The sequence below is a fragment of the Bradyrhizobium sp. B039 genome (genome assembly GCF_038965675.1).
Taxonomy (GTDB): Bacteria; Pseudomonadota; Alphaproteobacteria; order Rhizobiales; family Xanthobacteraceae; genus Bradyrhizobium; species Bradyrhizobium diazoefficiens.
Genome location: NZ_CP152416.1, coordinates 6,364,459 through 6,381,928 on the forward strand (window position 1 = coordinate 6,364,459; position 17,470 = coordinate 6,381,928).

Below are 17,470 nucleotides of genomic sequence, written 5' to 3' on the forward strand. Positions count from 1 at the left end.
CGGTGGACCTCTGTAGTCTGATCGACCGCAACGCGGCGTTCGCGCCAGACAAGACGGCTATCGCCTTCGAGGGGGAGCGGCTGAGCTACGCGGCGTTTGCCGCGCGTATCGAGCAGACCGCCACGGCCTTGAAGCAGGAGCTCGGCGTCGGCCGGGGCGATCGCGTCGCGATCCTCAGCCTGAACCGGCCGGACTATCTGGTTCTGCTCTATGCCTGCGCGCGGCTCGGGGCGATGCTGGTGCCCTTGAACTGGCGGCTGGCGATCGCCGAACAGCTCTTCATTCTCACCGATGCGGGCGCCAAGGTCCTGGTGCTCGAGCAGGCATTTGAGGGAGTTCTTTCCGAGCTCGTGCGGACAGCGCCGGGGACATCCGTTGTCGGCCTCGACTTTGCGCCGCCGCGCGGCACGACTTTCGAAAGCCTGCTGGCGCATAGCGACGGCTCCAGCCGGAATCCGCACACCGACCTCTCTTGCCCGCTCCTCATCGTCTACACATCAGGGACCACCGGCCGGCCGAAGGGCGCGGTGCTGCGTCAGGAAGCGCTGTTCTGGAACGGCGTCATGAGCCAGCACATGCACAACATGACGTCCGACGATCACGTGCTGACGGTGCTGCCGTTGTTCCACGTCGGCGGTCTCAATATCCAGACCACGCCGGCGCTTCAGCTTGGTGCGACCGTCACGATCCACGCCCGCTTCGCGCCGGATACGGCGCTCGCATCGATCGCGCGCGATCGCCCCACGCTGACGGTGATGGTGCCGGCCATCATTCAGGCCGTCAGCGAGCATGCCGCCTGGACCACGGCCGATCTCTCATCGCTCAAGGCCGTGGCCACCGGTTCGACCATCGTACCGCCGCACCTGATCGACCGCTTTGTCGCGCGCGGCGTTCCCGTGCTTCAGGTTTATGGCTCGACCGAAACCTGCCCCATCGCGATCTATACGCGGCTTGGCGGCGATCTCTCGCGAGAGGGATCAACCGGACTTGCGGGCCTGTGCTGCGAAGCGCAGGTGATTGATCAGGCCGGCCGTGAGGTGCCGGCGGGCACGCCAGGGGAGATCGCGGTGCGCGGCCCCAACGTGTTCTTCGAATATTGGGGTAATGCGGACGCCACGCACGATGCGCTGAACGATGGCTGGTATCGCACCGGCGATATCGGCCTATGCGACGCCGACGGTTACTTCTGGATCCGCGACCGCAAGAAGAACTTGATCATTTCCGGCGGGGAGAATGTCTACCCGGCCGAGGTCGAGCGCGTCCTGTTGGAACACCCCGATGTCAGCGAATGCGCCGTGATCGGCAGGCCGGACCCGCGCTGGGACGAGGTACCGATCGCCTATGTGATCCGGCGATCCGGCTGTCGGCTCGAAGCGGAGGAACTGAGGGCGCATCTCCAGGCGCAGCTTGCGCGCTTCAAGGTTCCGCGCGAGATCGTCTTCGTCACCGACCTGCCGCGCACGGCGCTGGGCAAGGTCCAGCATTTTCTGCTGAAGCAGCTTGACGCGCAGTCGCGCGCACGGGGAGAAGCCTCTTGAAGATTGCAGTTCTGGGCGGGGGAAACGGCTCTTTCGCGGCCGCGGGCGATTTTGCGCTGTCGGGACATGAGGTCCGGCTCTGGCGCCGCGACAGGGATCAGGTCGCCGCGCATCGCGCCGACGGCTCGCGCATTCTGGTGAAGGACCATAACGGCCGCCACGACATGAAGCTGGCGCTGGTGACGACCGACATCGCCGAAGCCATGAACGGTGTCGAACTGATCCTGTGCCCTGCCCCCGCCTTCGCACAGCCGGATATTGCAAGGCTCGTCGCACCGCACCTGCGGGACGGCCAGGTCGTGTTTCTGCCGCCCGCGACATTCGGCTCGATGATCTTCGCGAAGGCCGCCCACGACGCCGGCAACCAGGCCAAGGCGAGCTTTGCCGAAACGGGCACGCTGCCCTGGCTCACCCGCAAGCACGGGCCGTTCGAGGTCGCGATAACGATCCGCGCGAAGCGGCTGCCGGTTGGCGTCTTTCCGCTCGACCGGGCGCCGCACGCACTCGACGTGATCGGACGCGCCTTCCCCGACGCAATCGAACCATGCGGAGATGCGCTGTCCGGCGCGCTGATGAATGCAGGTCCCATCATCCATCCGCCACTGATCGTGATGAACACCGGCCCGATCGAACATTTCGAGCGATGGGACATCCACAAGGAAGGAACGCAGGCCTCGATCCGCCGGGTGACCGACGCGCTCGACGCCGAGCGGATCGCGGTACGGGAGGCGCTCGGCTACGGTGCACCGCATTTCCCGCTCGCTCACCACTACGCGAAGGAGGGCGAAATCTGGATGTATGGTCGCGGCTCGCATGACCGGCTGACGGACTCCGGCGACTGGCGCGAACGCATCGTGCTGACCGAGCACCGCTACATGCGTGAGGATTTGCGGCTTGGATTGTCGCTGCTGGTGTCCGTCGCCGGCCTTGCGGGCGTGGCTACGCCGCTGGCCAAGGCCTTCCTCGCCATCGGTGGCTCGATCTGCGGTGAGGATTTTGCCCAAGGCGGCCGAACGCTCGATACGCTGGGTCTCGGCGGCCTCGGCAAGGCCGAATTGCAGACGCTGCTTCGCAATGGATTCTGATCGATGACCAGTCGCGCCAACATCGCATGTCTCGGAGCCGGCCGCATGGGGCGCGGCATCGCCGTCGCGTTCGCCTATGCCGGGCACAGGGTCACGATGATCGACGTCAAGCCCCGTTCCGCCGAGGACTTCGCCAAGCTGGAAGCGGATGCGCTCGGCGAAATCAGGAAGACATTCGCGAGCCTCTCGAACCTGGGGCTGCTGACCGCGGCAGATGTCGATCCGCTCATCGCGCGCGTCTCGGTTGTGACGGCTAGCCAGAGCGGCGCAGCGCTTGCCGACGCCGGAATGGTTTTTGAGGGCGTCCCTGAAGTCGTCGAACTCAAGCGGGAGGTGCTGGGGGCGGCCTCAAGACAGGTAAAGCCCGACACGATCATTGCATCGACCACGTCGACCATTCTAGTCGACGATCTGTCCGGCGCGATCATGAACCCTCGCCGCTTTCTCAACGTCCACTGGCTCAACCCGGCCTATCTGATCCCGCTGGTCGAGGTTTCGCCCGGCAAAGCCACCGATCCAGCCATCATCGAGGAGGTCAAGGCGCTGCTTGAAGGGATCGGCAAGGTTCCGGTGGTCTGCGCGGCGACGCCCGGCTTCATCGTCCCGCGCATCCAGGCGCTGGCCATGAACGAGGCCGCGCGCATGGTCGAGGAAGGCGTCGCCAGCGCTGAGGAGATCGACAAGGCGATCCGCTACGGCTTCGGCTTCCGCTACGCCGTGCTAGGGCTGCTCGAGTTCATCGACTGGGGCGGCGGCGATATCCTCTACTATGCGAGCCGTTATCTCGAAGGTGCCCTCGGCAGCGACCGCTATCGCGCGCCGGACGTCATCTCGCGCAACATGCACGAAGGCCGGATCGGCCTGCGAACCGGCGCAGGCTTTCTCGATTATTCCGGGCTCGATGTCGACGCCTATCGGGCCAAGCGGCTTCAGGCCATGGTCGACCTGCTCCGGCATTTCGAGCTGGCTCGCCCGCCAGTGCTCGACCGCGACTAACCGAAGACGTCCTGAAGCACGCCGTCCCGCACAACCGCGACGCCGTCTAGCTCGATAGTGGTTCCCATCATCGGCAGGTCGAAATGACCCGCCGTGTAGCGGCCGGCGAATTCGTTCGCGCCGGTCGAGAACAGGAAATTGCCGGAGACCGCACGTATCTCCGTGCCATTGGTGTCGCGTTGATCGTACATCGACAGTGCTTCATAGCGCGCGCCAGGGTTCATGCCGAAGCCGACATGCGATACGGCGTAAGCCTCGCGATCGCCCCAGGCGGCAAGATAAGCACGCATCATTGCGGCATCCGTGCCCTCCCCTTCCAGCTCGACGACGTAATCGTCCTTCAACGTCATCTTCACAGGTGACGTCAGGTAGCGCTTGAATGTCAGGTTGATGTCGCCGGGCGCCATCACAAGCGTACCGTTGATCGTCCCGCTCTTGGGAAAGCTGACGACGATGCCGCCCGGCCAATGCGCGAGCGTGCCGGGCTTGTCGGTCCAGCCCCACACGCCGACCGTTGAAGCACCGACCATGTCCACGTCGAGCGCCGAGCCGGCTTTCGAGGTGACCCGCATCCGCTTGGTCCCGCGCAGCATCTTCGCCGCCGCGCGAACGCGCTTCTCGAGTGCGGGGTCCGGCACCATCCGCTCCAGCGCCTCCGGGTGCTCGTTGGAGATCACCAGGATCCGCGCGCCTGCCTTGAGGATCTCGGGCGTCTCCACCGCGTGCATCAGGCCCTCGATGGTGCAATCAACCACAAAGCCGGCCTGCTGAAGCGCGCTGATTACCGGGCCGAGCCGTTGGATCGCCTCGCTCGCGCCTGTCGAACGAACCGGAACGATATTGCGATTGCGCGGCGTCGGCATCACCACATGAAATGGCCGCGCGCCCATCCGCAGCAGCGCGAGTTCCGCCAGATGTACATTCAGCGCACGCGATTGCGTCTCCGAGAGGATCGCCGCGGTATCGCCGGCCTTGACGGCGCATCGTTCGAAAATCTCACAAAATGCGTCGATCCATTTTGCTTCGATGCGATCAGCCAGCATGGTTCACTCCCGGTATCGTGGTTTCTTGTTCCGTCAGATCACGCTTCGGGAAAGCCCCGTAGGAGGTACGATCGCACGACGCCCAGCAGCGCGTTCAAGATCAACCCGAGCAGCGAGATCGTGATCAGCGGCACGAACATGTCGACGGCCTGGAACGTCCGGGCCGCCGTGACGAGGGCATGACCCAGCCCGTCCGTCGACGTGATCATCTCGGCCAGAAACACCACGATACAGGAAATGACAAGGCCGATCCGGCAGCCGGTCAGGATCGACGGCATCGCCGCCGGCAGCACCACCTTGAAAAGGACTTCATAGCGCGGCGTTCCCGCCGCCATGGCCGACCAGATCAGCTTCTGCTCGACGGTCGAGGCGCCGTAATAGGTGGACAACAGAATAGGGAACAGCGCATCCGCGGCCACCAGCGTGATCTTCGATCCGTGGCCGAAGCCGAGCAGCAGCAGGAGCGCCGGATAGAGCGCAACCTTTGGCAACGGCGCCAACACGCGCACGATCGGCCGAACCACAGCATCGATCGCGGGACTGGCAGCAGCCGCGATGCCGAAGCTGACACCAAGCACGACCGCAATCGCGAAGCCGGCAAACAACCGGATCAAGGTCGCCGCGATCTCCTGCTGAAATGTCCACGTCACGAGCTGCTGGAGCAACCGGCTGAAGACGAACCCGGGCGGCGGCAGCAGGACCGCAGGCGCAAAGCCGAATGACACCAGGCCTTGCCAAACCGCGATCACCAGCACGATTGGCGCGATTCCGAGAAGGACATTTGATGGGAGAATACGCGGCGTCATGAGAAGCTCAGCGGTATGTCGAACTGAGGCTCGGACCAGCGCACAAGCCTTGCGCGGACCCGCTCGAAGATCGCATCGAGGCAGATTCCCATCGCTCCCACGATGATGATCATCGCAAAGACGGTGTCGTACTGACCCATGTCGAGCGCGTTGAACAGGATGTTGCCGGCGCCGGACTGGCGGGCAATCATTTCGCTGGTGATCATTGTGATCAGCGCCAGCACCAAGCCCGTGCGGCATCCAGTCAGGATCTCCGGCAGCGCCGCCGGCAACACGATGCGAACCAACCGTTGCAAGGGCGAGAGCCCCATGGCCGCACCTGACCACAGCATCTTTTCTTCGACCGCCCTGGCGCCCTCGAAGCTATGATAGATCACGGGCAGGCTGACGCCGAGGAAGATCACCAGCGTCTTGGCGATATCACCGACCCCCAGCCACAGCATGATGATCGGCATCAAGGCCGCTTTCGGTACCGGGTAGATCACCATCAGAAGCGGATTGAAGAAGGCCGCAACTGCGCGGCTGCGTCCCATAAGCAGGCCGAGAGGAATCGAAACAAGCACTGCAACACCGAACCCGATTGCCATGCGGCGGAGCGAGGCCAGGATATTGATCAGCGACTCCTTGTCGCCGAGAATATCCGGAATCGCCCGGATCGCCTCGATCGCCGTCGGAAAGCTGTCGTTCTTCAGCGCGATCGAGGCGACCTGCCATATCGCCAGCAGCCCGATGCAGGCGAACACCGGGGCAGCACGTCTGGCGGAGGTAGCCAGCAATGTCATGACGGCGATCCGGTCTCGTCGACCTCGTCGAACATGCGCTCGATATCGACGACGTACTTCTGGTAGCGCGGATCGAGCAACAGCTCGTTGCGGCGGCGCGGCCGCGGCAGATCGATATCGATCACCTGCCGGATGCGGCCGGGCGACTTCGACATCATCACGACCTTGTCCGACAGAAAGACGGCTTCGTCCACCGAATGTGTGACGAACAGCACCGTCTTGCGGTCGCGCTCCCAAATGTTCAGGAGATCGTTCTGCAAGCGCGTCCGGGTGTGAGCGTCGAGCGCGCCGAACGGCTCGTCCATTAACAGCACTTCGGGATGGTAGGCGAGCGTTCGAGCCAGCGCCACGCGCTGCTTCATGCCGCCCGACAGCTCCTTGGGATAGAAGTTCTCGTAGCCCTTGAGGCCAACCATCTCAATCAGCGCCCGGCTCTGCGCTTCGGCCTCAGGGGTCCGCACGCCCTGCTGACGCGGCCCGTACATCACATTGCCCAGCACGGTCTTCCAGGGGAAGAGCGCAAACTCCTGGAACACCGGCCCGCGATCAGGACCGGGTCCTGTGATCGCCTGTCCCTTGATCTTCGCCGCGCCACTGGTCGGGCTGACGAAGCCCCCGACGATGTAGAGCAGTGTCGACTTGCCGCACCCCGACGGACCAAGGATGGAGACAAAGGCGCCCTCGTCGATCGTCAGCGAGATCTCCGATAGCGCCAAATGATCCTTGCGCGACGAGGTCTGAAAAACCTGCGAGACGCGGTCGATCTCGATGATCGCAGAAGCCGGCTTTTGTGGCGTCACCGCTCCCACCCATTCGCTCGATCTCGAAGGCACGACCTTCATCCCGTCTCCCACTTCACCCGCGCACGAACGTCGCGCAACTTGTCTGCTGGATGTCCTCCGTCAGCGGCAGGAGCTTAGCAAGAAACTTGCCAGACAGGTGGCCGTTCTCGCACAGGTACGCCGCGTCATTCGAACCAAGGCCATTCTGCCGGCCCCTCATGGGTGACCGCTCCGCCCGGCGCCTGGCCAACCAGCCGCGCATATTTTGCGAGCGCGCCTGCGCGGTGACGCGGCGGGCGCGGCTTCCAATCACGTCGGCGCGCCGCCAGCTCCTGCTCGTCGACCAGCATGTCCATACGCCGGTTTGCAGCATCAATCCGGATCTTGTCGCCGTCGCGAACGAGGGCCAACGGACCGCCAACGAATGCTTCGGGGGACACGTAGCCGATGCACATGCCGCGGGTCGCGCCGGAGAACCGCCCGTCGGTGATCAGGGCCACCTTTTCGCCCATGCCCTGCCCGTAGATCAGCGCGGTGACGCCGAGCATCTCGCGCATGCCGGGGCCGCCAACCGGCCCTTCGTTGCGGATCACCAGGACCTCACCTGCCTTGTAGCTGCGGTCGCGAACCGCTGCGACACAGGCCTCCTCATCCTCGAAAACGCGCGCAACGCCCTCGAAGGACTGGCTCTTCAAACCTGCGACCTTGATGACCGCACCGTCCGGACAGAGGTTGCCCTTCAGCACCGCGACACCGCCATCCGGCATGATCGGCGCACTTGCCGCGTAAACGACCTCGCCGTCCGGCGCGTTGGCCGCGCCATATTCTTCGGCAAGCGTCCGGCCGGTGATGGTGATGCAGTTACCGTCGATGTGACCGCTTCTGATCAACTCCTGGATCACTACGGCGGCGCCACCTATATCGTGGACATCCTTCGCCGTGTATTTGCCTCCGGGCCGCAGATTTCCGATCAGCGGTGTCCTGGCAAAGACCTCGCCGACATCGTCGATCGTGAATGCGATGCCGGCCTCGTTCGCGATCGCCGGCAGATGCAGCGCGGCGTTGGTCGAGCCGCCCGTAGCGGCGACGATCGCCGCGCCATTCTCCAGGGATTTCCGCGTCACGATGTCTCGTGGCAGCGGCCCGCCGCGTTCCAGCATTTCCATGATCAGCCGCCCGGCGCGTCGCGAGATCTGCGCGCGCTCGGCGTAGACACCAGGCACCATCGAGACGTTGGGAATGGTCAGCCCTATCGCCTCCGACACCATTCCCATGGTGTTCGCAGTAAACTGGCCGGCGCACGCACCGATGGTCGGCAGGCAGGCGCGCTCGATCCGCTCCAGTGTGGCGCCGTCGATCTCTCCGGTCATGAAGCTGCCGACAGCCTCGTAGGAGTCGAGCACGGTCAGCGTTCGCCCGTCCACGCGCCCCGGCAGCGAACTGCCGCCGTAGATGAAAATCGACGGCACGTTGCAACGAACCATGCCCATCATCACGCCGGGAAGCGTCTTGTCGCATCCGCCGTATCCGATCAACGCGTCATAGGCGAGACCATGAACGACAGCCTCGATCGAGTCGGCGATCAGCTCGCGCGAAAAGAGGGAGAACTTCATTCCCTCGTGATTCATGCTGATCCCGTCAGAGACCGACACGGTCGAGAATTCGCGCGGCGTGCCGCCGGCCTCCTCAATACCTGTCTTGGCCGCGGCCACCTGGAAGTCGTGGGTCATGTTGCAGGGCGTCTGCTCGCCCTTCATGCTGACAATGCCTACCATGGGCTTGGCGATTGCCGCATCGTCCAGCCCCATTGCGCGCATGAATGCGCGGTGCGGGGCCCGGTCGAGGCCGTCTGTCGTTATCCGTGATCGCAACTTCTTCATATTTGCATCATCTACGTTCGATGTCCCGTACGCGGCGGGACATCGCAACTTCATCTCTCAAAAGACGGCGCGAACACTTATTGCAGCGGTGCGACGATCGTCGGATGTTTGAATTGTGCGACGTCCAGCTTCGGCAGCATTCCTGTCTCCGCGTAGATGTCCAGCATCTTCTGGATCGCGGGGAAGTTCGGTGCCGCCCCCGGATCACGGCCAAAGTCGTTGTCCTTGAGCAGGTAGGTCTCGAGCACCGGAACAGGCGCTTTCAGCACCTCGGACACGACCTTCAGGGTCTCTTCGCGGTTCGCCAGCACCTTCTTCATGCCCGAAGTGATGTCGCGAACATAGGCTTTGACCAATTCCGGGTTCTTGTCGACGAAATCGGCACGGCAGGCTTCCAGGATGTGCACGATGTTCGGCATCGCCTGGGACAGCGAGAACAGTTTCCTTGTGCCACCCTTGGCTTCCGCGCGGGCGGCAAACGGCTGGTTCATGTTGACCGCGTCGACGCGGCCCTGGCGCAACGCGTCCTCGGAGACGGCAAAGCCGACCTCGACCAGCTTGATATCCTTGGCCGGATCGACGCCATTCTGCTTCAGGAGCAGGTTGAAAGGCCCTTGCGTGCCGCCGCCGATCACGGAAATGCCGACGGTCTTGCCCTTGAGATCGGCAATGGTCTTGATTGGCGAGTCATCCATGACAGCCCAGTAGACCGAGAAGCCGCCGGGCTTCTCAAAGACGTGCTGAGCCACGATATAGGCCTTGAGATTGCCGCCGACCACACCGTTGGAGAGCGACAGCGGCGCCTGCGTCGCGCAATCCAGTGCGCCTGCCGCCAATGCCTGCGTCATCGGCGCGGTGCCCTGAAATTGGGTCCATTCAATGTTGTAGGTCTTGCCGATATTAGGAAATTCAGCCGGCCTGCGCATCATCCAGTATTTGGATTCCTCGGCCGGGATGGTCCAGCCAACGCGGATCGTCTGCTGCGCCCGTGAGGGGCTTGCGCCCGCAATCAGGGCCGCCACCGCCCCCGTCGCCAGCATCAACCTCGAAACCGTTCGCATCGCGCCCACTCCGTTGCTCAGGCGCCGACCGGCACCACCCAACCCGACCGGCCCAAATGTTTCATGGTTCAAACAATCAGGCAAGCCATGCAAGCGGTCCGGTTTCGCCGCGGAACGCGCCATGTATGGTAAAGCGGCGGTCGCGTGACGTTGTGCTGCGACAGGAGGAGGCAACCTATGGCTGATGCGAGCAAGGCAAACCCGCAACGCGACGAGCGGTTCGGCTATCTCGGCCTTGGACTCATGGGAACGCCCATGACCCGGCGCCTCCTCAAGGCCGGCTATCAGGTCAGTGTTTGGAACCGATCAGAGGGCAAGGTCGTTCCAATCGTCGAAGCTGGCGCAAGGCACGGAGCCAGCCCCCGCGACGTTATGGCGGGCTCGGACATCGTCTTCATGTGCGTGACGGATGCCGCGGCCGTGGAAGAGGTGATTTTCGGAGCCGAAGGTCTTTCAACGGCTCCCGGTGCAGGCAAGCTCGTCGTCGACTTCTCGTCAATCCATCCCGACGCCGCGCGCGACCTCGCAACGCGACTGAAAGCTGCGAACGGCGCAGGCTGGATCGATGCACCGGTGTCCGGTGGCACCAAGGGCGCCGAGGAAGGCACGCTTGCCATCATGGCCGGTGGAGACGCTTCCGACATCGAGAGGGTGAGGCCCTATGTGCTGACTATGGCCCGCAGGTTCACTCACATGGGCCCCACCGGCGCCGGTCAGACCGCAAAGCTCTGCAACCAGGTGATCGTCGGATGCGCGATGGCCGTTCTCGCGGAAGCAACGCGTCTCGCCGTGAACGCCGGAATTGATGCCAATCGGCTGCCCGAAGCGCTCGCGGGCGGATTTGCGGATTCGATCCCGCTTCAGCTCTTCGTCCCGAGGATGGTCCAGGGCATTCACTCACCGCCGCTCGGCCATATCGCCACGATGCTCAAGGACCTCGATACGGTTGCCGATGTCGCGCAGACGACGTCGACACCGGTGCCGATGGCTACGCTTGCGGGACAGCTCTTCAGGCTGGCCAAGGCCGCGCGAGGCGCGGATGCGGACGCGCTGGAGATCTACAAGCTTTCAGCAACGGAATATTGAGCCACAGGGTGCGACCTGAAACGCGTTACGGTGTTTTCTTGCGTTCATCGTTGGCCACGAACCGGCCATACGCCCCGCGTGCAAACAGCAATGTATCCTTGGCATTGTAGGCATAGGCCTCGACCGCCCCAAGAAAGATCACATGATCGCCGCCATAATAGCGGTTGACGGAACGGCATTGAAAATTGGCGACGCTCTCGGCAAGCACGGGAGCGTTGCCGAGCCCCGGCGTCCAGTCGACGCCAGCGAATTTATCGTCGGACGATTTCGCGAATATATTTGCGAGCGCCTGTTGCGAAGCGCCGAGCACGTGGACGGCAAAATGGCTCGCGTTCTGAAACACGGTCAGGCTCGAAGAATAAACTCCGAGGCTCCAGAGGACGAGAGGAGGATTCAAGGAGACCGATGCAAAGGAATTGCAGGTGATGCCATAGGGTCTTCCGTCGGGGGCCACGGCAGTGATGATCGTGACGCCTGTTCCGTAGGTGCCGAGCGCGCTGCGAAAATCACGGGGATCAATTGGCGAGCTGTCGCTCGCGAGCTCGTTGGCTGGATCTGGAACGGCCGGCTGCTTCGGCAGATCATTCATCGGCCGGCCTCACAGCGTGAGATTCTCGGACGGCAGGCCCAGTGCCACGCGTCCATAATTGGTCCCGGCCGCATCGAAATTGAATGCGAGATGCGAGTTGATCGCGTGCGCATCGCGAAACTGCCGCTGCAACACGCCCGCCGTGAAGAGCCCGCGCGCCCCGCTCGCCGCAAATAGCATTGAGACCGCGTCGGTACATAGATTGACCGAGAAAGCACCGTCACGTCGGTACCTGGTCTTGGTCGCCATGTCTGGAATGTGGCTGCGTCGTGCATCCTCCATGGCATCGATACACGCCGAACGCATGGTCCGACGTGCAGCATCGATCTTGGCCGAGGCCTCCGCGATCTTGATCTGCGTGCTTTGGAAGTCGCTCAGCTTGGCGCGGTTGTAGGTGGAAATGCGATGACGGACGACCTCGATATAGTCGTTCAGGCACGCCTGCGCGTTCCCCAGCGCGACGCCGGACAGGACGTAGGGAAACAGCGAGAACACGGGTAGCGCGTATAACGGATTGGGATTGACCTTGCTTCCGGGCGTCGGGCCGCCGGCAAGCTCACCGACGGCAACCGTCATATGGTCGGCCACGAAGGCCTCCCTGACCTCCACGTCGCAAGACCCCGTACCGCGCAATCCTGCGACATTCCAGGTGTCGAGCACCTTGTAGTCATGTTTCGGAAGCAAGAAGATCCGGTATTCGATGCCGTCTGCTTCATCATCAGAGGAAACCACGCTTGCAAGCATGTTCCATTCGCAGGACGCAACGCCCGAGGAGAACGGCCAGCTTCCGTGCAATTGGTATCCGCCCTCGACCCTCGTGGCGCGGCCCGCAGGAAAGATGAATGAGGATGCAATCAGCACATCCGGGTCGCTGCCCCAGACCAGATCCTGCGCCTTTTGCTCGAACATGCCGAGCATCCAATGATGGCTCGCCAGATTGGCGAGATTCCAGGCCGCCGACGCGTCCGCTTGTCCGAGAAGATCGGCGCAATCAATCAGGGCGACATAGTCGAGTTCGGCGCCGCCAATGCGCTTGGGCTGGAGCATCCGGAACAGGCCGGCGTCGTGCAGATCCCGTTCGGTCTCGGGCGGAAGGTAGCGTAGCTCTTCGGTTCGGGCTGCCCGCTCTCGCAGTCGTGGCACGAGCGCCCGAGCCTTCGCGATCATTGCCGCATAGGCGCGTTCGCCGGATTCCGGCCCCGCAGGCTGGCCCACGCTGGGTTCTTGACCAGGCGCCATTCGCATCCCTCGCTTTCCCACACTTATGCGGCGGGAACCTTGCCAAATCAAGCCGATGCAACACTAACACAGTGGCGTCGCCCTGAACCCGGGCTGCTTGAAAGGATGCGATATCGCGAACAGCCGTGTTGCAAAGCAGCGATCGGTACGCCGCGATGCCCGCCCCTCAAGGTTAACCACTCGGGCTCAAACCGAGGGCTTGCCTGATCCAAAGACACCCCTCTGGGTGAGCTCCGTGATCCGACGCTGGTCGTAACCCAGCGTGTCGCGCAAGACGTTCTCGGTATGCTCGCCCAACAGTGGGGCGGCAACCGGATCAATCGCGCCGGTCAGACTCATGGAAATCGGCGTTTCGATGTTGGGGACCCAGTCCGCCGTAGGATGCGGAATCCGGCTCAAGCGATGGCGGTCGCGGGCCTCGGGTGCATTAAAGCCCTCTTCGACGGTACGGAGATAGCCGACCGGGATATTGGCCAGCTTCATTTTCGCCATCCAGTTCTCGAGGGTATCGCTCGCAAAGACCTCCGCAATGGCTGCCCGCAAGAGCTCCTTGTTCTCGGAGCGTGCTTTGCGCGTCGCAAATTGCGGATCGGTGATGAGGTCGGGCCGGTTCAGCACCTCGACGACCAGCCGGCGATAGAGCCGGTCGTTGGCGCAGGCCATGTAAAGCGGTCCATCGGAAGCCTCGTAGACGCCGACGGTGGGAGACCCGCTCGGCGAATTGCCGAACCGTCCGGGGTTCTCACCGTTGATCAGATAGGCCATGCCGTAGAAGCTCGTCATCGCCATGGCGATGTCGAACAGGGCCACCTCGACATGTTGGCCGCGGCCGAACCGATCCCGCGCCAGCAGGGCCAGAAGGATAGCGTTACAGGCCGTCATCCCCGTCGCAATATCCACGATGGGCGGGCCGGTGCGGACTGGAGGACCGTCGGCAAATCCGTTGAGCGACATGAAGCCGCTTTCCGCCTGTGTGATCGGGTCAAAACCGGGACGCGAAGCGAACGGCCCGGTGCGCCCATAGGCGGAAATCGAGCAATAGACCAGCCGAGAATTGAGCGGCGCGACCGCTTCGTAGTCGAGGCCGAATTTCTTCATGACCCCGCTCGAAAAATTCTCGACGACCACGTCGGCTTTGCGGATCAGATCCAGCGCGATCTCGCGAGCTTCGGGCACGGCGAGGTCGAGTGCGATACCGCGCTTGTTGCGGTTCAGGCTGAGATAAGCGGCGCTCTCGCCGCCGGTTTCGGCGTGTTCATACGCGCGCGTGTCGTCGCCGCCGTCCGGGTTCTCGATCTTGATGACGCGCGCGCCGAAATCGGCAAGCGTCTGGGTGCACGCCGGCCCAGCAACCACCCGCGTGAAATCGACGACCAGCAGACCATCGAGCGCCGTAGGCCCTCCCGCCACTCGCGACGAACGTTCCGGCAATTGAGGCTTGGTGGACATCGATAGCGCTCCCTTACATCGGCTTATAATCGCCGAATTTCCTGCAAGGGGAAACTTAAAGCCCGGCGCCGCCGACTTCGCAAGTGCTTCAGCCACATCGTCTGAAAACGCAAAAAGGGCCCGGCAGCTGTCAAGCTGCCGGGCCTCTCGACATTATGGGCGTGCAGGCCTGCACCGCGTCTCGCGCGCCCAGTTCTACGCCGCGAACGCCGCGTTCCGCATCACGGGAAACACCGGCTCCCCAACTCAGCGCAGCCGTTTTCGCCAGTAAAGCGTATGCGACCAGGCCCAGGGTACCTCGGGCTCATAGAGCCGATAGCCAGCCTGGATGAAATTATTGGCGGATACCGGATTGTCCGTTGTGTCCGAGACGATGCTGTCCCATCCAATGCGCCGCCCCCTTGCCTCGATCGCTCGCATCAGGCGGAGCTGGAGCCCCCGTCCCCAATGCCCTTGCAGGACGCCGACTCGGGCAAAGTACCCGCTGTTTCGCGCATACGTCGACGTCAGAACGCCGGCGAAGGCGACCGGATCATCCTTGTGGTAGGCGAGCCACCACGTACCCAACTCGAATTGCGGCATGACGGCACAATCGAAGAATGTGAGCCGGTGCAGATCGCCGAGGGTCTCGGCAATCTCCTCATCGTCCGCATCGGCGATACGAATTCTGTACATCGAAAGCCCCATATATCGGTTGCCCAATGGGATTGGCTGCCCTTGAGCGCGAACGACAGCGGCCTCGCGCCGTGTATGTCTATTTACCCAATACGACCTTGACGCCGAGCCAGACGGCCCCCATCAGACCGGTGGCAAGCACCGTGATCACCGCCTTGAATGTGTAGCTTTGTGCCTGCTCCACACTCTTCCGCCAGCGTCGCAGGTGCTGAAAATCCGCCCTCAGTTCCTTCCGGTCGTCATCTTCGATTCCAAAGGAAGCCAGCACCGACGCCACCGCCTTCAATACGATCGCATCGATGCTCTCCTGCTGGAATCTGTGCTGCTCGGCCAGCGTTTCGGCGACAATTGCCTTGATTTCGTCATCCGCCATCTTCACCGCTTGATGATCCTTGCAACATTCTCGAAGCCGCGCTTGGCGAAATAGAAGGAGACCACGAGATTGGCGGTGATCGCCGCAAATCCCGCCAGGGCGTCAGTGGAGCCAAAGCCAAGCACCTTGTCCCAAACCAGGAGCTTGCCCGAGCCGCGTCCGCCGTAGACGCCCTTGTAGCGCGCGGGTTTCAGCAGCGGCTCGAATATCTTGGCGGTTGGAATTTTCAGGATGGACAATGGATGCGCTCGCTCGCCCTAGCGCAGGCCGGTGCGCCTGCGCCACATCGCGGACCAGTCTTCGTTGTTTGGTGTGTCGGGTTGTCCCTGCGGAGCTCGATTGAAACCAGCAAGGACGCCGCCGGAAGACGTGGGCCACGGTCCGAATAGTCTCTCGAAGTCGCCTTGCGGCGAGAGCGGAAACGACGCATCGGGAGGGATAAAAGGCACCGACACACCATCGCTCACCGCCGCAGCGGCGATCTGAGACGTCATCTCTCCGACCAGAGCCAGATTGTCTTGAGCATAGGACGGAAGCTTGTCGGCCATGGCGGTCAGTTGATCCCTTCGTTAGGTATGAAATGCAGGTCAGCCGGGCGACACTACGACCCAAGAACAAGTATAAGCCCAGAGATTCCAGCCCAATCGAGGATGACGCAAGCCAGAACGACCGTGCCTCCATAGGCCAACACGGCTTACGCGCCTAATGCGCGCAAGTATCGCGATGAGGACAACGACGAGCGGCGAAAAGAGAACGACCGCGAAGATAACAGCATCTCGAGATATCTGGTGCGGAAGCGGCCAAAAGACTGCCGCCATCGCGGTCGCCAAGATCGAAAGACCGAAGACAATGCCCAGGGACAGGACGAGTCTATAAGTCGCGGGCTGAAGACGAAGAAAGTATGTTGGAAGCACGCATACGATAGAAGCGACCGTCGAGAAGTTATTGACCGCAGGGATCGCGCCCACCAATTGCTCAGTGTCCATGACTGGTCTCCGCGGACTGATTGTGAGAAGCGCCGACGCTGGCTGGAGCAATCGGCGGCCCCGCCAACGCCCATTCCTCATCTGTCAAATCCTCGGGATAGCGCGGCCGGCTGCGATCGCAGCGACCGCAGTTCTCCGTCGTCCACGTCAGGCGTCCCTTCTCAAAGTCGGACGGCTCCTTGAATCAAGAATGATTTCGACGATTCAAGGTCGCGATTGTGCAGAATTTCATGAAGGACGCCATTCTTGTCTCCGATGGCAGTTCTGCCAGGCATCAGAACGAAAAACCCGCGCTGGACTGCGTCCTGCGCGGGCAACACCAACTTCTGTCGATGATGCCATTCTGCCAGTGTTTTGCCCGACGGGTCAACGATCATCGAGGCGAGATTGCAGATCGGGATCTCCGCTGTCTCAAGCGTCGTGAACAGCGTCAGCGCTGCTCGAGCTTGCCGGATGCACGATGACGCGCTCGATCCGCTGAATCAGTTCCAGCATTCCGTCCTCGCCGTTCTCGACCGGCTGCGCGGCCTTGCCCCAGCCGCGATCGAGGATGGCATTGGCGGCCGAGACGCGGGCCGCCGGCGTTGCATCCTCGCTGCGCATGACGCCGACGAGCACCCTGAGGGCCGTTCTGGTGTGGCTGCGCGCGAGCGAGCGGATCTCGGTCAAGGTCCGCGCCCTGGTCGTCTTCCCTCGCACGGGCAAACGCGCCGGTGCATGCTCGAGCTCGCCTTCAATCTCCTCGCTCACGAAAAAATCTCCCACAGCACGATTGCAACCAGGCCCGCGAGCGCGAGCGATATCAGGTAGGCGGTCATCGTCTCTCCATAACAAGAGAAATGCGCGGCAGATCGCGCAACGAGGCGCGATCGTTTCGGGCGCGAACCCTATCTCCGTAAATCCCGGAGACCGCAGCGGCGCGGGTAACAGGCCCAGCGCCGCGGGCCGGCACGTTCGCGCGTGCACGGCCAGCAATGGTTCGGACGACGGCGCGCCGATCGGCGCTCCAGGTTTGTCGAGTGCGTGGCCGCAATGCGTTGCCGCCGTCCGATTCCGATCGAGAACGAAAAAACCCGCGGCGGATGCTCTCCGCGCGGGTC

18 protein-coding genes are annotated in these 17,470 nt (G+C 62.8%); 4 read left to right on the plus strand and 14 right to left on the minus strand.

The genetic code is table 11. The annotated features are described in order from the left end of the window. The first annotated feature begins 2 nt into the window (after positions 1-2). From AAFG50_RS30280 to AAFG50_RS30290, 3 genes are read left to right on the plus strand one after another with little or no spacing between them, the layout of a single operon-like run. Complete coding sequence (locus tag AAFG50_RS30280; RefSeq protein ID WP_028174459.1) at positions 3-1,538, plus strand: long-chain-fatty-acid--CoA ligase; 1,536 nt, start codon at positions 3-5, stop codon at positions 1,536-1,538. Then, complete coding sequence (locus tag AAFG50_RS30285) at positions 1,535-2,623, plus strand: NAD/NADP-dependent octopine/nopaline dehydrogenase family protein (protein ID WP_028174458.1); 1,089 nt, start codon at positions 1,535-1,537, stop codon at positions 2,621-2,623. Before AAFG50_RS30280 ends, AAFG50_RS30285 begins: the two co-directional genes overlap by 4 nt. Positions 2,624-2,626: 3 nt before the next feature. After that, positions 2,627-3,619, plus strand: coding sequence for a 3-hydroxybutyryl-CoA dehydrogenase (locus AAFG50_RS30290; RefSeq protein WP_028174457.1), 993 nt, complete (start codon positions 2,627-2,629; stop codon positions 3,617-3,619). Here the strand turns inward: AAFG50_RS30290 and AAFG50_RS30295 are convergent. The 6 genes from AAFG50_RS30295 to AAFG50_RS30320 form a co-directional block, all read right to left on the minus strand. Further along, entirely contained in the window at positions 3,616-4,662 is a 1,047-nt protein-coding gene (locus tag AAFG50_RS30295; RefSeq protein ID WP_028174456.1) for a peptidase M29, read from the minus strand. The two genes, AAFG50_RS30290 and AAFG50_RS30295, sit on opposite strands and share 4 nt — an antisense overlap. 38 nt (positions 4,663-4,700) lie before the next feature. Further along, positions 4,701-5,468, minus strand: a complete 768-nt coding sequence (locus AAFG50_RS30300; protein ID WP_028174455.1) for an ABC transporter permease subunit — start codon at positions 5,466-5,468, stop codon at positions 4,701-4,703. Then, positions 5,465-6,250: an ABC transporter permease gene (locus AAFG50_RS30305; protein WP_028174454.1), complete on the minus strand. Its 786-nt coding sequence runs from the start codon at positions 6,248-6,250 to the stop codon at positions 5,465-5,467. Before AAFG50_RS30305 ends, AAFG50_RS30300 begins: the two co-directional genes overlap by 4 nt. Next, positions 6,247-7,092, minus strand: coding sequence for an ABC transporter ATP-binding protein (locus AAFG50_RS30310; protein ID WP_028174453.1), 846 nt, complete (start codon positions 7,090-7,092; stop codon positions 6,247-6,249). Before AAFG50_RS30310 ends, AAFG50_RS30305 begins: the two co-directional genes overlap by 4 nt. 125 nt (positions 7,093-7,217) lie before the next feature. Further along, complete coding sequence (gene ilvD, locus AAFG50_RS30315; protein ID WP_028174452.1) at positions 7,218-8,912, minus strand: dihydroxy-acid dehydratase; 1,695 nt, start codon at positions 8,910-8,912, stop codon at positions 7,218-7,220. A 77-nt stretch (positions 8,913-8,989) separates the two neighbouring features. Further along, a complete protein-coding gene (locus tag AAFG50_RS30320) occupies positions 8,990-9,973 on the minus strand; it encodes an ABC transporter substrate-binding protein (protein ID WP_028174451.1) in 984 nt (327 codons plus the stop codon). 177 nt (positions 9,974-10,150) lie between these two features. Between AAFG50_RS30320 and AAFG50_RS30325 the strand changes: the two genes are divergently transcribed. Continuing rightward, positions 10,151-11,059, plus strand: a complete 909-nt coding sequence (locus AAFG50_RS30325; RefSeq protein ID WP_028174450.1) for an NAD(P)-dependent oxidoreductase — start codon at positions 10,151-10,153, stop codon at positions 11,057-11,059. 25 nt (positions 11,060-11,084) lie between these two features. Here AAFG50_RS30325 and AAFG50_RS30330 read toward each other — a convergent pair whose 3' ends face one another. The 8 genes from AAFG50_RS30330 to AAFG50_RS30365 all read right to left on the minus strand — a co-directional run bounded on the left by AAFG50_RS30330 (position 11,085) and on the right by AAFG50_RS30365 (position 17,120). Continuing rightward, positions 11,085-11,648, minus strand: coding sequence for a flavin reductase family protein (locus AAFG50_RS30330; RefSeq protein WP_011088836.1), 564 nt, complete (start codon positions 11,646-11,648; stop codon positions 11,085-11,087). Between the two features lie 9 nt (positions 11,649-11,657). Further along, on the minus strand, positions 11,658-12,887 hold the full coding sequence (locus tag AAFG50_RS30335; protein WP_028174449.1) for an acyl-CoA dehydrogenase family protein: 1,230 nt from the start codon (positions 12,885-12,887) through the stop codon (positions 11,658-11,660). A gap of 186 nt (positions 12,888-13,073) precedes the next feature. Next, the gene (locus tag AAFG50_RS30340) at positions 13,074-14,336 is read right to left on the minus strand and encodes a CoA transferase (RefSeq protein ID WP_028174448.1); all 1,263 of its coding nucleotides are present in this window, start codon (positions 14,334-14,336) and stop codon (positions 13,074-13,076) included. Between the two features lie 246 nt (positions 14,337-14,582). After that, a complete protein-coding gene (locus tag AAFG50_RS30345; protein WP_028174447.1) occupies positions 14,583-15,011 on the minus strand; it encodes a GNAT family N-acetyltransferase in 429 nt (142 codons plus the stop codon). Positions 15,012-15,090: 79 nt separating this feature from the next. Then, complete coding sequence (locus tag AAFG50_RS30350) at positions 15,091-15,390, minus strand: hypothetical protein (RefSeq protein ID WP_011088840.1); 300 nt, start codon at positions 15,388-15,390, stop codon at positions 15,091-15,093. Then, positions 15,387-15,581, minus strand: coding sequence for a hypothetical protein (locus AAFG50_RS30355; RefSeq protein ID WP_231166744.1), 195 nt, complete (start codon positions 15,579-15,581; stop codon positions 15,387-15,389). Before AAFG50_RS30355 ends, AAFG50_RS30350 begins: the two co-directional genes overlap by 4 nt. 60 nt (positions 15,582-15,641) lie before the next feature. Beyond that, positions 15,642-15,932, minus strand: coding sequence for a hypothetical protein (locus AAFG50_RS30360; RefSeq protein WP_038966699.1), 291 nt, complete (start codon positions 15,930-15,932; stop codon positions 15,642-15,644). 849 nt (positions 15,933-16,781) lie between these two features. Beyond that, positions 16,782-17,120 carry a hypothetical protein gene (locus AAFG50_RS30365; RefSeq protein WP_028174445.1) on the minus strand — a complete coding sequence of 113 codons (339 nt, stop codon included), beginning with the start codon at positions 17,118-17,120 and terminating at the stop codon, positions 16,782-16,784. Positions 17,121-17,470 lie beyond the last annotated feature (350 nt).

Bases quoted from the DNA above. Each gene is read 5' to 3' on its own strand.
- AAFG50_RS30360 (WP_038966699.1), bottom strand. From the start codon at position 15,932: ATGGCCGACAAGCTTCCGTCCTATGCTCAAGACAATCTGGCTCTGGTC.
- AAFG50_RS30330 (WP_011088836.1), bottom strand. From the start codon at position 11,648: ATGAATGATCTGCCGAAGCAGCCGGCCGTTCCAGATCCAGCCAACGAG.
- AAFG50_RS30340 (WP_028174448.1), bottom strand. From the start codon at position 14,336: ATGTCCACCAAGCCTCAATTGCCGGAACGTTCGTCGCGAGTGGCGGGA.
- AAFG50_RS30335 (WP_028174449.1), bottom strand. From the start codon at position 12,887: ATGGCGCCTGGTCAAGAACCCAGCGTGGGCCAGCCTGCGGGGCCGGAA.
- AAFG50_RS30290 (WP_028174457.1), top strand. From the start codon at position 2,627: ATGACCAGTCGCGCCAACATCGCATGTCTCGGAGCCGGCCGCATGGGG.
- AAFG50_RS30320 (WP_028174451.1), bottom strand. From the start codon at position 9,973: ATGCGAACGGTTTCGAGGTTGATGCTGGCGACGGGGGCGGTGGCGGCC.
- AAFG50_RS30345 (WP_028174447.1), bottom strand. From the start codon at position 15,011: ATGTACAGAATTCGTATCGCCGATGCGGACGATGAGGAGATTGCCGAG.
- ilvD (WP_028174452.1), bottom strand. From the start codon at position 8,912: ATGAAGAAGTTGCGATCACGGATAACGACAGACGGCCTCGACCGGGCC.
- AAFG50_RS30305 (WP_028174454.1), bottom strand. From the start codon at position 6,250: ATGACATTGCTGGCTACCTCCGCCAGACGTGCTGCCCCGGTGTTCGCC.
- AAFG50_RS30295 (WP_028174456.1), bottom strand. From the start codon at position 4,662: ATGCTGGCTGATCGCATCGAAGCAAAATGGATCGACGCATTTTGTGAG.
- AAFG50_RS30325 (WP_028174450.1), top strand. From the start codon at position 10,151: ATGGCTGATGCGAGCAAGGCAAACCCGCAACGCGACGAGCGGTTCGGC.
- AAFG50_RS30300 (WP_028174455.1), bottom strand. From the start codon at position 5,468: ATGACGCCGCGTATTCTCCCATCAAATGTCCTTCTCGGAATCGCGCCA.
- AAFG50_RS30310 (WP_028174453.1), bottom strand. From the start codon at position 7,092: ATGAAGGTCGTGCCTTCGAGATCGAGCGAATGGGTGGGAGCGGTGACG.